Below are 12988 nucleotides of genomic sequence, written 5' to 3'. Positions count from 1 at the left end.
TACGTCGCGGCTCCATTGCTGATCGCTCTGGATCCGACCGCGGGTCCGGAGACCGGTGGCACCGTGGTGACTCTCACCGGTACCAATTTCACCGGGGCCTCTGCGGTCTCTTTCGGTGGTACGCCCGCTGCGTCGTTCACGGTCGTCTCGGACACCGAGATCACCGCCACCGCTCCGGCGGGGACCGGTGTCGAGCAGGTGACGGTCACGACTGTCGGCGGGACCAGCAACGGTGCCCCCTTCACCTATGTGGTCGCTCCTGCGCTGACCGCTCTGGATCCGACCGCGGGTCCGGAAACCGGTGGCACCACGGTGACTTTGACCGGCACGGGTCTCACCGGTGCGACCGCGGTGTCCTTCGGTGGTACTCCGGCGACGTCGTTCATCGTCGTCTCGGACACCCAGATCACCGCGATCGCTCCGGCGGGCACCGGAACTGTGCAGGTGACTGCGACGACTGTCGGCGGTACCAGCGGTGGTGTCTCCTACACCTACGTCGCGGTTCCGTCGGTCAGCGGCATCAGCCCTGATGAGGGTCCGGAGACCGGTGGGACCACGGTGACCGTCACCGGTTCCGGGTTCACCGGTGCTTCCGCGGTGTCCTTCGGTGCGACGCCGGCGACGTCGTTCACGGTGGTCTCGGATTCCCAGATCACGGCGACGGCTCCGGCGGGCATCGGTGTCCAACAGGTGACGGTCACGACCGTCGGCGGTACCAGCAACGGCGCGCCCTTCACTTATGTGGTCGCTCCGGTGCTGATCGCTCTGGATCCGACCTCGGGTCCGGAGTCCGGTGGCACCACGGTGACTCTCACCGGTGTCGGTTTCACCGGTGCGACCGCGGTCTCCTTCGGTGGTACGCCGGCGACCTCGTTCACCGTCGTCTCGGACACCGAGATCACCGCGACCGCTCCGGCGGGGACCGGCGTGGAGCAGGTCACGGTGACGACTGTCGGTGGCACCAGTGGTGGCGTCCCGTTCACCTATGTGGCGGCTCCTGCGCTGACCTCTCTGGATCCGACCGCGGGTCCGGAGACCGGTGGGACCACGGTGACTCTCACGGGTACCGGTTTCACCGGCGCGACCGCGGTCGATTTCGGTGCGACCCCGGCGACGTTCATGGTCGTGTCCGACACCCAGATCGCCGCGATCGCTCCGGCGGGCACCGGTGTCCAACAGGTGACGGTCACGACCGTCGGCGGTACCAGCGGTGGTGTCCCCTACACCTATGTGGCGGTTCCGTCGATCAGTGGCATCGATCCCGATGAAGGCCCTACCACCGGCGGCACCACGGTGACCGTCACCGGTTCCGGATTCACCGGTGCGACTGCGGTCACCTTCGGTGGTACTCCGGCGACGTCGTTCACCGTCGTCTCGGATACCCAGATCACGGCGACGGCTCCGGCGGGGACCGGTGTGGAACTGGTGACGGTCACGACCGTCGGGGGTGTCAGCAACGGTGCTCCGTTCACCTATGTGGTCGCTCCGGTGCTGATCGCTCTGGATCCGACCGTGGGTCCGGAGGCCGGTGGCACCACGGTGACACTGACCGGCACCGGTTTCACCGGCGCGACCGCTGTCGATTTCGGTGCTACTCCGGCGACGTCGTTCACCGTCGTCTCGGACACCGAGATCACCGCGATCGCTCCGGCCGGTACCGGGATCGAGTCGGTGACCGTCACGACTGTCGGTGGTGTCAGCAACGGTGTCCCGTTCGTCTATGTGGCGGCTCCGGCGCTGGCCGTTCTCGCTCCGACTGTGGGGCCGGAGACCGGTGGCACCACGGTGACACTGACCGGTACCGGTTTCGCGGGGGCGACCGCTGTCGATTTCGGTGCCACTCCGGCGACCTCGTTCACGGTGGTCTCGGACACTCAGATCACGGCGACGGCTCCGGCGGGGACCGGTGTGGAACTGGTGACGGTCACGACTGTCGGGGGTACCAGCAACGGTCTTCCGTTCGCCTATGTGGCGGCTCCGGCGCTGGCCTCGCTCGCTCCGCCGACGGGTCCGGAGACCGGCGGCACCACGGTGACCCTCACGGGTACCGGTTTCACCGGCGCGACCGCTGTCGATTTCGGTGCCACTCCGGCGATCTCGTTCACTGTCGACTCCGATACTCAGATCACCGCGATCGCTCCGGCGGGCACGGGTGTCCAACAGGTGACGGTCACGACCGTCGGTGGTACCAGCAACGGTTCACCCTTCACTTATGTGGCGGTTCCGGTACTGGCCGTTCTCGCTCCGGCCGTGGGTCCGGAGACCGGTGGCACCACGGTGACTCTCACGGGTACCGGTTTCACCGGTGCTTCCGCGGTGTCCTTCGGTGGCACGCCCGCGACGTCGTTCACCGTTGTCTCGGACACCGAGATCACGGCGACCGCTCCGGCGGGGACCGGGGTGGAGCAGGTCACGGTGACGACCGTCGGTGGCACCAGCAATGGCGTCCCGTTCACCTATGTGGCGGCTGCGGTACTGGCCCTTCTCGCTCCGATCGCGGGTCCGGAGACCGGTGGCACCACGGTGACTCTCACAGGTACCGGGTTCGCGGGGGCGACCGCGGTGTCCTTCGGGGCGACTCCCGCGACGTCGTTCACCGTCGATTCCGATACTCAGATCACCGCGATCGCTCCGGCCGGGACAGGTGTCGAGCAGGTGACGGTCACGACTGTCGGCGGTACCAGCAACGGTGCTCCCTTCACCTATGTGGCGGCTGCTGTACTGGCACTTCTCGCTCCGATCGCGGGTCCGGAGACCGGCGGGACCGTGGTGACTCTCACCGGTACCGGTTTCACCGGCGCGACCGCTGTCGATTTCGGTGCTGCTCCGGCGACGTCGTTCACGGTCGTCTCGGACACCGAGATCACCGCGATCGCTCCGGCGGGGACCGGTGTCGAGTCGGTGACGGTGACGACTGTCGGTGGTGTCAGCAACGGTTCTCCGTACACCTATGTGGCGGCTCCGGCGCTGGCCTCTCTCACACCGGCAGCCGGTGCGGCGGCAGGCGGGACCACGGTGGTCCTCACGGGTACCGGTTTCACCGGTGCGACCGCGGTGTCCTTCGGGGCGACTCCCGCGACCGCGTTCACCGTCGATTCCGATACTCAGATCACCGCGACCGCTCCGGCGGGAACCGGGATCGAACTGGTCGTGGTCACCACCGCAGGCGGCGCGAGCATCGGACTGCCGTACAGCTACACAGCCCTGCCCACGATCGGCGGCGTGAGCCCCGTTGTCGGCTCGACAATCGGAGGGGACACGGTGACCATCATCGGCACCGGTCTGTCCACCACCCAGTCGGTCACCTTCGACGGTGCGATCGCACCGTTCGCCGTCGTCTCCGATCTCCAGATCACGGCGACCGCTCCGGCGGGAGTCGCGGGTCCGGCAGACGTGGTCGTCACCACCACCGGTGGTAGCGCCACCGCGATCGGTGCCTTCACCTACGTCGCGCCACCCGAGATCTGATCGGTAGCCGAGACAAGGCCGGCCGGGCCGACGCCGACATCGTCGCCCCGGTCGGCCTTTTCGATCGTGTGCCGACCGGCGACCATCGTTCCCGGTGGACGACAAAAGGGACGAAAGAGCTGATCTCCGGGTTCGAATTCCATCACATGCGCGCAATTTCGCCGCGCATTGGACGAAAACGATTCCAGCGGGAATGATTACGGACGTTCCGATTTCGGAACGCATCCGAGAGAGAGATATTCGATGAGATTTTTGGGTAAGGTCGGCTTCGCCCTGGCGGTGAGCAGCCTTGCGGTGGGGTCGGTGCTGGGCGCGGGGTCGGCAAACGCCGCGGGCATGTACGCGGCGATCGCGTTCAGTGACAAAGACTGGGCGTACGGGGTCAGTGTGAATGCGGCCAGCTTCGAGGAGTCGAGGGACGTCGCGATCGCCAACTGCGGCGCCGACGACTGCTCGTTGATGGTGGCCTGGGCCAACGGCTGCGGTGCGCTGGTCGGCAGCAACGACGGGGTGGCCGCCGGGTCCGGTCCGAACCGGGCCGAGGCCGAACGCGCCGCCTTCCAGCGGCTCGCGGAGATCACTCCGACGGCGCATCTGGCCAACGTCGGCTCCGCGAGTATGAGCGGTGCGCAGGTCATCGAGGTCGTCTGCACGGCCAACGCCCGCTGATTCGGCGGTGAGATTCCGGGCCGGGTCCTTTCCGGGGACCCGGCCCGTTTGTGTCGGTCGAGCCGTGGTGCGGCAAAATTTCCCAGCGCCATTGCCATTTACCGGTTCGTCCGGCCTCAGCGGTGGCTTGCGGGAATCCTGATCCGGCTGCCGGATCATGGTGCGTGGGACCAATGTGCCGACCCTTTCCGGCGACGGCTCCGTTGTCGGTGCGCGGTGGCAGGATGCGGGCATGGGTGACTATTTCGAACGGATTGTCGACGTCGAGGTGGGCGCGGACGGTGCGGGCGCACTGGCCGAGCAGATGATCGACTGGATGGTGTCGAGAGGTCGGCTGTCCCGCGAGACCTCGCGGGAGAGGATGTACAGCCTCCAGGTCGACGAAGGCTATGTGCCCGGACCCGAGTGGGCCCAGATCACTCAGAGGTGGGGCGAGGACTGGATGCCGGGTCCGGTAGCCGTCATCGTCGGTAGATTCGCCCACTATCCCGGTCAGGGTGAAGTCGAACCGTCGGCCGCCCACTGCCCGCACTGCCGGACCGCCACCGTGATCATCGACTACCCCCAGCGGTGGAAAGCCGATGCGGCAGTCTGGCAACCGTTCTCGGATGCGATCCACGCATGGCAGAACACCGGCGCAGGCGCGGCGACCTGCGCCGCCTGCGCCACCACGAGCCCGATCACCTCCTGGCAATGGGCCGATGATTTCGCCCTCGGCGCCCTCGCCTTCGACTTCTGGGGCTGGCCGCCGCTCACCGATGATTTCGTCACCGAGTTCGGTGCCCGGCTCGGTCATCGAATCGTGCACCACACCGGCAAATTCTGACGCGGACCGGGTCGGCCCGACAACACAGGAGGCTGGGATCAGTCGATACCCAGCAGAGTTCGAGCGCCCGCGGCGAAGGTGTCGGGGACTTCGATCTGGGGATAGTGACCCACACCGGTCAGTTCGACGACCGGCGCGGCCGGTCGAAGCTCGCGCAGACCGTCGAGGACGGCTGTCGTGGCGACCGGATCCGCAGTGCCCCACAGGAAGCCGAGAGGCTTGTCCCAGTTCCGCACCGCCCCGTGCCAACGGTCGGCGTAGGTGACGCGCTCCTGCAGATATGCGGTCAGCAGATGCGCGATCCGGTGACCGTCCGCCGCCGACAACAGCGCCCATTGCGCGGCCACCTCATCGGCGGAAATCGGATGCTCGGCCGAGAAGAGCGCGGAGAACTCGCGGGCGAACATCGGCCGGTTGGCCAGCCGGGCCGCGACCGGGCCGAGGGGACCACGCAGAATCTTCTGGATCGGTCGCAGCGTCGCCCGGTCCAGAATGACGCTGCCGTTGCTCAGGACCGCTCGATCGAGCGAGAACGACAGCGAACCCTCCAGATCGCGGGCGAACAATTCGGTGGCGACCGAGGTCCCCATGTCGTGCGCCACCACGACCACCGATTCCGTGCCGGTCGCCGAGACCACCTCTTCGACGATGTCGGCTTGCTCGAACAAGCTGTATCGATGCGGCCGCGGCTTGTCCGACAAGCCGAAACCGAGGAAGTCCAGCGCCAGCCACGGTCGACCACCGAGCCCGCCGACGATCCGGCGATAGTCGTAGGAGCTCGAGGGGTACCCGTGCAGGAGCAGCACAGTCGTCCCGTCACCGGGTTCGTGGCGCAGGAACACCGACCCTGCTCGGCATCGCACCGTCTGCCCTCGATCGCGCCAGTCCCGAACTTCACTCGGCATCACCGCACCGACCTTACGGTTCCCGGTGGGACCTCGAGACCGGAATGCCGTGCCGCTCCGTCGCTGCGGCTCGGTCACAGCAGGTGTAGCAGGCCGTTCGGCCACGGCAGATCGTCGGCCGACCTGTTAACCGGCGCCCTGTGGACGAACCCGGAGCAACCGTGGGGCTTTCGCGAGTGCCGTGAATCCGTCAGAGCGCCCGCTTCAACCCGACATGGTTGTTGTCGTACCCGAGCCGCGCATAAAAGGCGTGCGCCCGCTCGCGGACCCGGTCCGTGGTGACCTGCGCGAGTGTCGCCCCTCGGTGCCTGCCGTGGTCGTGCGCCCATTCGAGCATCGCGGTCCCGATGCCGCGGGAGCGCTGCGGGGCGGCGACCCGGACTCCCTCGATCTGGAGGCGGGTGGCGCCGCCGCGGGACAGTCCCGGAATGATGGTGAGTTGCATGGTGCCGACGATCCGGTCGCCCTCGTCCCGGACCACGGCCAGATAGTGCGAGGGGTCCATGGTGACGGCATCGAAAGCCTCTTCGTAGCGCGCGATCTCGGAACCCTCACGGGCACGGCTGATCTCGTCGTCGGAGAGCAGTGCGACCAGCGCGGGCACGTCGGCGCGCGCTGCCCGCTGCACACGGTAGGTCCGGTCGCCGAGGCGGAGCAGGCCGCCGACCGAAGCCCGTGCCCGTGACTGCAACCGGGCGATCAGCGTGTCAAGCCAGGCGCCGACGTGCCGCCGGGCCTCGGGAGTGTCCGGGTACCGGCAGCGCAGGTGCAGTCCCGCCTCGTCGAAGACGAACCACAGCATCACACCGTCGGTCCGGATCGTCGCACCGACGTAGTGCGCTTCCAATCCGGTCGCGTCGACTCGCACCGGCAGCCGACGCAGGTCCAGCCACGAAATCGCGAACATCCCCGGGGCCTCGGGCATCCCGCCCCACGGACGCAGGATGTCCTCCAACGGCCAGGACCCCATCCGGACGGCCTCCTTCACCGCTTCCGCGCTGGCACGGGGATCGGCGTCGGCCGACTCGAGCACCGAGTTGGTGATAAACCACCCGACCGAGTCGTGCCAGGTGGCCTCGTATCGGCTGTGCACCGGAAAAACGGCCCGCAGTGCGGTTCCGGCCAATTCGTGGGTCACCTCGGTCATCGCCCCCACCACCAGGGCCAGAGTCGAGACACCGTCGTCGCGGGCCTGTGCCGAGAACGCGGCGCTGTCGTCGACGTCGAGGACATCGCGCACCTCCACGCGCTCCTCGTGCAGCGTCGCCTCGCCCAGCGACAGCGGGAACCGCGGCATCACACCGCCGCTGCTCGCCAGCACCTCGGCCCAGCGACGGCGCACCTCGGCGGGTGCCGCGGGCCGGTCCCGCAGCGCCCGGGTGTGCTCCGCGAAAGCGGGGACGGGCGGCAGCGACGGCGAACGACCCTCTCGCACCGCGGCCAGCGCGGCGAGCAGGTCGCGCGCGATCACCAGCATCGACCACATGTCGACGTGCGAGTGGTCGGCGGCGATCACCACTGTCGGTCCCACGGCGGTCTCGAGCACACACAGCCGATGCGACGGGCGACCGTACGGTGAACAAGCACGGTCGAGCACGGTGCGCAGCGCATCGTTGACCGCCTGCCCCGGAGCGATCACATGCTCGACCCAGTCGCCCGGGAGGATCTCGACCTCGTGCAGCCGGGGCTCGCCGTCCTCGCCCGGCACGAAGACCGACCGCAGCGTGCCGTGCCGCTCGATCACCGCCAGCCAGGCGGTCGCGAGTTCGCCGGGCGGAACCGGCGCGGAAAGCTTGAAGGACAACGCCATCCACGATCCCGGCCGGTCGCCCGCGCCGACGTGACGTCGTTGGTCGAAGGACACGGGAAGGGAACGGCCCACCTTGCCCGCGGTGACGTCGTAGCCCAGCAAGCGGCCGAACGGCAGGCGCAGATGCGCGACGTTGGTCAGCCGCATGCGCGTATCCTAGGCTCCCTCCCCAGCGTCTTACCAGCCCTGTCTCACCACCCTGGAGCCACCGTGCCGACCTTCCGCGTTCCCGGCGCCGACCTCGATGTGGAATTGAGCGACGAGGGCGGCCACCCCGTCGTCCAGCTCCACGGCCTCACCTCCAGCCGTCACCGCGACCGTCTGATGGACCTCGATCTCGGCCGCGGACTCAGCGGAACCCGGCTGCTGCGGTACGACGCGCGCGGCCACGGCCGTTCGACGGGCCGTGCCGTCCCCGAGGACTATCGGTGGCCGGTGCTGGCCGAGGACCTGCTGACGCTGCTCGACCACTGGTTCCCCGGTGAACAGGTGCACGGCGTCGGCCCGTCGATGGGCACCGGGACCCTGCTGCACGCCGCTGTTCGCGACCCCGGCCGATTCGCCGGCCTCACCCTGCTGGTGCCCGCGACTGCCTGGGGCACCCGCGCCGCGAAGGCCGAAATCTACGAAAAGAATGCCCGCTTGATCGAGGAGCAGGGACTCGACGCCTTCCTCGGCGCCGATCTCGCCGCGCCCCGCCCGCCGGCCACTGCCGGGACGCCGGAAACCGTGCCGGATGTCGCCGAGCACCTCCTGCCGTCCCTGTTCCGCGGGGCGGCGATGAGCGACCTGCCCGCCCCCGAGGCGATCGCCGCGATCGAGGTGCCGACCACGGTGCTGGCCTGGATCGACGACCCCGCCCATCCGGTGTCGACCGCCGAGGCGCTGGTGGGCCTGCTGCCCAAGGCCACGTTGGAGGTGGCGCACACACCGGCCGATCTCGCCCGCTGGCCGAGCATTCTGTGCGAGGACGTGGCACGACACGGGTAGGCGCGACGCGCCCTGAATCGGCTGCTGCATCGCCGCCGACTTTTCACATCGGCGGACCCGTCCCAGCTGCGGGTCATGGCCCTAGCAGGGCGAGCGGGATCACCGCGACCCCGTCCGCCCGGCGAAAGGCGTGCTCTCCGGTGTAGACGACCACCGAGTCGATGAGGTCGTCGCCGATGCGATCGTGAAGCCAATGCAGGTGTTTCACGTCCTCGTCGGAGACCCGATCGGCGAGCTTGACCTCCATAGCGAGGACTCTGCCGTCCGAGCGCTGTACCACCAGGTCGACTTCGTGGTCGCCATTGCGACTGCGCAGGTGAGCGAGATGTGCTTCGGCGGCGTCGGCGTAGGTTTGGACGCTGAGTGCCACCAAATGCTCGAACAGCGCGCCGAGAATCGTGCCTTCCGTGAGCCTTGTACTGCCCTGCTCGGCGCGAAGCAGTGCCGGGGCGTCCAGCCCGAGAAGCCGGGCCGCCAGCGCGGGATCGGCCAGTTGGTGTTTGGGTGCTTGTCCCAGCCGTTCCAGGTGGTTCCGGCTCGGAATCCAGGCCGGTATCGCATCGAGTAGCCACAGCGAGGACAGGGCGTCGCGATAGGCGATGGTGGTAGCCTTCGCCGGCTTGTCGGGTACCCCTGCGGTCGCGGCATCGAGGATTTTCGAGTAGGCGGTCGTGGTCGATGTAGCGGCGGCATAGGCAGCCAGCCACGCTCGGAGGACCTCCGGCTTGCGCACCGGATAGCCCTGCTCCGGAAACTCCCGTTGGACGACATTGGTGAGGTAGGCATCGAGTTCCGCTCGCCGTACTCGTGCGGGCAGTCCGCGGATCGCGGGGAAGCCCGACGAGGTGATCTCCTCGACGTAGTCGGGCAGACGAATTGCGGTGGTGCCGGTGATCGACCGACTGCCTTCCAGTAGATCGGCGAGGCTGACCGTAGGTGTTTCGACATCGCGCTCGGCGAGGCTCAGGGGCCGCATCCGCATCGGCACTATTCTTCCCGCCCCGGAGTGTACGACCGCGCCCCGGGGAGCCGAGTTGCCGGCGATGATGAACCGGCCCGGTGCGGATCCGGCATCGACGGCATGGCGGATGTGATCCCATACCTCGGGAAGCCGTTGCCACTCGTCGACGAGGACAGGGCCGGGCGCACGGGTGAGGATCTCGGGGTCGGCCATAACGAGTTCGCGTTGAGCAGGCAGGCTCAGGTCGATGATCGACTCGACACGCTGCATGGCGGTCGCGGTCTTTCCGACGCCCTTCGGACCGAAGATGGCGAGCGCGCGGAGGTGGGGTTGCAACTCGTCCAGGGCGGTGTCGATGATGCGCCTGCAGTACTCGGCCATGATTCCTACTGTACCGTTAGCAAGACATCTACCATACCGTTAGCAGGGTATTTAATAGACCATTAGCAGAGTATGTCGCATCCAGGTCGGGGGACACCTCTTCCGCGGAGCGGCGACTTGTATCTGTCGGCGCGCGCGACCGCCTATCGCGTCGGCGAGGTCGAGTCGCAGCCCTTCGCATTTCGCTCGTACCGTTTGCGCGGTGGTCAGGTCGACCCATTGGCTCGAACTGGGCGCGGACCTGATCAGCTTCGGGCGAGCGTTCATCGCCAACCCCGACCTCGTCGAGCGGCTGCGCGCCGATCTGCCGCTCGCCGAGGCCGACGAAGCGACCTATTACGCCGGTGGCGATATCGGTTACCTCACCTACAACGCCTACCAGTACTAGCTCGGCCCGATCGCCGCGCCGGCAGTTGGCAGGATGTGGCTGCGCCGTCAGTCCTCGGCGAGGATTTCTTGCAGTGCAGTCGAGATGGCTGCCTGGAGCGGGACGTGCCTGGGACCGAGCCGGTGTTCAGGGGCTTCGCGTTCGGAACCATAGAGGTAGACCGGGCTACGCGCAGGTGATCGGGTTCCCACCGGTAGCGAGCGTGAATGTGACCATGCAGGTGCGGCCACAGATTGCCCAGGACCTCGTAGTTGATACGAAGGAACTCCGGATCTGTGGCCCGGCACGCACGTTCGACCGCTTCTCCGAGCAGCACCATGTCGTGCATGAACGTGACGCGGTGGGCGCGTGGCAGGTCGGTGAGCTGGTCGGCGTTGCCGTCGTGCATCAGCACGCAGTAGCCGGGCAGGTGCTGCGTGCGGCCCATAACTGCCCAGCCGCTGCGCATCCGGCCAACGACAGTCGGGTTGGCTCCTTGCCGGGCGGCACCGATCGGATCCTGGAGGTAGTCGATCACCCCGCCGCCTGTTTCGCGCTCTGGCATTCTTACCCATTCCCGATGTGGCCGAGAGATATGTCCGGATGGCCAATCGTGCACATCGTCAGACTGATGAGGGGAATCGCCCGGCGATCGCCGTCGCGATGGCCGCTGGTTCGTGTTCCTGGATGAAGTGCCGCGCCCGGGGCAGCTCGACCACCTCCAGATCGGAGAAGGCGGCGCGCATCCGCGGGATGCAGGCGCTTGGACGAAACACCATGTCGCGCATGCCCCATACCAACAGGGTCGGCTTGTCGCCCAGCGCGGCGGGCACGTCTTCGGCGAGGCGACTCAGCAGCGGGCGGGCGGCACGGATCTCGCGAGGCGTCACGGCGAGTGCCTGACGGGCTTGCGCGGTGGGCTGCACCGCACGGTAGTGATCGGCCTCGGCCGTGCTGAGCGTGCGCCCCAGTTCCCCGAGCAGTACGCGCTCGACGAGGAAATTCTTCTCCAGTATCCGCCGTTGCATCGGACGGCTGCTCATGATCACACTGAACGCCCGATTGGTCATCGCCTCGATCGGCCAGAACACGGTGTTCCCCAGAACGATTCCCCGCACTCGGTCCGCCCGCGTCGTCGCCGCGCCCAGACCGATGGGTCCGCCCCAATCGTGTCCCACCACGACGAAGTTCTCCAGACCCAGATGATCGATCAGCTCACCCAGGACCGCAGTGTGCTCGGCGATCGTGTAGCCGAACCCCGCGGGACGTTCGGACAACCCGAAACCCAGATAGTCCACAGCGATACACCGATACCGGCCACGCAAGCTCTGCACGATCCGGCGGTAGAGGAAGCTCCACGCCGGAGCACCGTGACAGAACAAGATCGTCGGCCCGGTCCCCTCGTCGATGTAGTGGACGCGGCCGACGGACGAGTCGAACCAACGCGACTCGAATGGGTAGAGGTTCCGGTCGGGAACGAAGTCGATCAGCATCAAGCCCCCCTTTCGATGCGAGGCTACATGCGCTTCCGGTCACGCTCGACCCTGCCGGGCGGAGGTAGGTGGCTGTAGTCGAGCACTTCGGTGCTCTGTGCGGGGCCGGGACGGTCACGAGCCGACCAGATGATGGGCGGCTGGACCTGATCGGTCATCTGATCAGACACCGTAGGCGGGCGGCGGACAACTATCTGCCGCCCGTTCTTCCAGGAAACCGGAACGGGCCCACAAACTTCATCGGGTGCTTTCCGGATACCCTGGCCAGGGCTGAAGTGCGGGACTCGTTGGCCCGCAGTGTCTCTCGGACGGGCCGGGTGCGGGTGCATGTCCGCTCACGGCGTCGGCGGGTATGGGGGTGTGGTCGAGTTCGGGCCAGGCTTTCCGCATGGCCTCGTGGGTACGCTCGAGAATCGAGAGCGGTGCTGGCTGGATCGGGTACGGGCGGATGTCGGTGTTCTTCTCGCGTTTGGGCAGCATGGTTGCTTCTGCTCCTCGGGGTTCACCACAGAGGCGTGCGTCGCAGGGTGAGGCGGCCGGATTCGCGCAGGGTCTGCGTCGCGGCGGCTTTCATTCCGCACAGCCAGGGTGGGCAGTCGATGTGGTCTTGCATCACCTGGTGCGCCTGGGTGATGGACAGGGGCCGGGGCGGCGTCGTATGCACCCACGGAGGGATCGGCCGCGTGTCGGTGCAGGCGGGCTCACGAGGCGCGGACCCCTCCCGTGGCGGGTCTTCGATGTGGTCTGCTGGGCAGACGAGGCAGAACGCGAGCGTGGCGGCACCGGCCACCACCGTGAACACGACGATGATGTCCCACATACGGGGCACCGCCTATGCCTCGTCGTTCTGCGGCGGTCCAGGGTCGGGTTCGGTCTCTCCGTGTGAGTCCGCGAGATATCGCAGGGCTGTCGTCTTGCGCGGGCAGGCTGGTTCGCAGCCGTCGTGGATCGCGATGATCCCGCGTGCCCATTTCTCGGTGATGCCGGGTACGGACCCGTTGTCGCAGCCCTCGTTGACGGGCGGCTTCTTGCGTGGCCTCAGCTCATGAACGCTCATCGGTGCCCCCTCGTCGCGCAGGTGAGTCCCGCTGCGGTGAGCACGCTCATTGCGGAGGCTT

12 protein-coding genes are annotated in these 12988 nt (G+C 67.5%); 5 read left to right on the top strand and 7 right to left on the bottom strand.

Features of this window, described 5'->3' with window-relative positions:
• From NS3_RS28530 to NS3_RS17975, 3 genes are all read left to right on the top strand, one after another.
• A partial coding sequence (locus NS3_RS28530) for a beta strand repeat-containing protein (protein WP_174550486.1) occupies positions 1–3468 on the top strand: 3468 nt, incomplete at its 5' end.
• 243 nt (positions 3469–3711) lie between these two features.
• Positions 3712–4137: a DUF4189 domain-containing protein gene (locus NS3_RS17980; RefSeq protein ID WP_067861161.1), complete on the top strand. Its 426-nt coding sequence runs from the start codon at positions 3712–3714 to the stop codon at positions 4135–4137.
• Positions 4138–4369: 232 nt separating this feature from the next.
• A complete protein-coding gene (locus NS3_RS17975; protein WP_067861160.1) occupies positions 4370–4963 on the top strand; it encodes a hypothetical protein in 594 nt (197 codons plus the stop codon).
• 38 nt (positions 4964–5001) lie between these two features.
• On the opposite strand, the gene NS3_RS17970 is transcribed toward NS3_RS17975, so the two are convergent.
• Positions 5002–5868 (bottom strand): alpha/beta fold hydrolase, encoded by an 867-nt coding sequence (locus tag NS3_RS17970; protein ID WP_067861158.1) that lies wholly within the window; start codon positions 5866–5868, stop codon positions 5002–5004.
• Between the two features lie 190 nt (positions 5869–6058).
• Entirely contained in the window at positions 6059–7825 is a 1767-nt protein-coding gene (locus NS3_RS17965; protein ID WP_067861156.1) for a GNAT family N-acetyltransferase, read from the bottom strand.
• Positions 7826–7888: 63 nt separating this feature from the next.
• Here NS3_RS17965 and NS3_RS17960 point away from each other — a divergent pair, with 63 nt between their 5' ends.
• Positions 7889–8668 (top strand): alpha/beta fold hydrolase, encoded by a 780-nt coding sequence (locus NS3_RS17960; RefSeq protein ID WP_067861154.1) that lies wholly within the window; start codon positions 7889–7891, stop codon positions 8666–8668.
• A gap of 73 nt (positions 8669–8741) precedes the next feature.
• Here the strand turns inward: NS3_RS17960 and NS3_RS17955 are convergent, their stop codons facing one another.
• Complete coding sequence (locus NS3_RS17955) at positions 8742–10010, bottom strand: ATP-binding protein (RefSeq protein WP_067861152.1); 1269 nt, start codon at positions 10008–10010, stop codon at positions 8742–8744.
• 202 nt (positions 10011–10212) lie between these two features.
• Here NS3_RS17955 and NS3_RS30105 point away from each other — a divergent pair, with 202 nt between their 5' ends.
• The gene (locus NS3_RS30105; RefSeq protein WP_067861150.1) at positions 10213–10398 is read left to right on the top strand and encodes a hypothetical protein; all 186 of its coding nucleotides are present in this window, start codon (positions 10213–10215) and stop codon (positions 10396–10398) included.
• A 602-nt stretch (positions 10399–11000) separates the two neighbouring features.
• Here the strand turns inward: NS3_RS30105 and NS3_RS17945 are convergent.
• From NS3_RS17945 to NS3_RS17935, 4 genes are all read right to left on the bottom strand, one after another.
• Positions 11001–11870 (bottom strand): haloalkane dehalogenase, encoded by an 870-nt coding sequence (locus tag NS3_RS17945; protein WP_067861148.1) that lies wholly within the window; start codon positions 11868–11870, stop codon positions 11001–11003.
• A gap of 23 nt (positions 11871–11893) precedes the next feature.
• Positions 11894–12028 carry a hypothetical protein gene (locus NS3_RS30380; RefSeq protein WP_281205870.1) on the bottom strand — a complete coding sequence of 45 codons (135 nt, stop codon included), beginning with the start codon at positions 12026–12028 and terminating at the stop codon, positions 11894–11896.
• 344 nt (positions 12029–12372) lie between these two features.
• Positions 12373–12690 (bottom strand): hypothetical protein, encoded by a 318-nt coding sequence (locus NS3_RS17940; RefSeq protein WP_067861143.1) that lies wholly within the window; start codon positions 12688–12690, stop codon positions 12373–12375.
• Between the two features lie 12 nt (positions 12691–12702).
• Positions 12703–12927, bottom strand: coding sequence for a hypothetical protein (locus NS3_RS17935; RefSeq protein WP_157101407.1), 225 nt, complete (start codon positions 12925–12927; stop codon positions 12703–12705).
• Positions 12928–12988: the final 61 nt, after the last annotated feature.

The sequence above is a fragment of the Nocardia shimofusensis NBRC 100134 genome, assembly GCF_001613125.1.
Classification (GTDB): domain Bacteria; phylum Actinomycetota; class Actinomycetes; order Mycobacteriales; family Mycobacteriaceae; genus Nocardia; species Nocardia shimofusensis.
The sequence above is the reverse complement of the archived record's forward strand: the minus strand, read 5'-3'. Positions and strand labels throughout refer to the sequence as shown.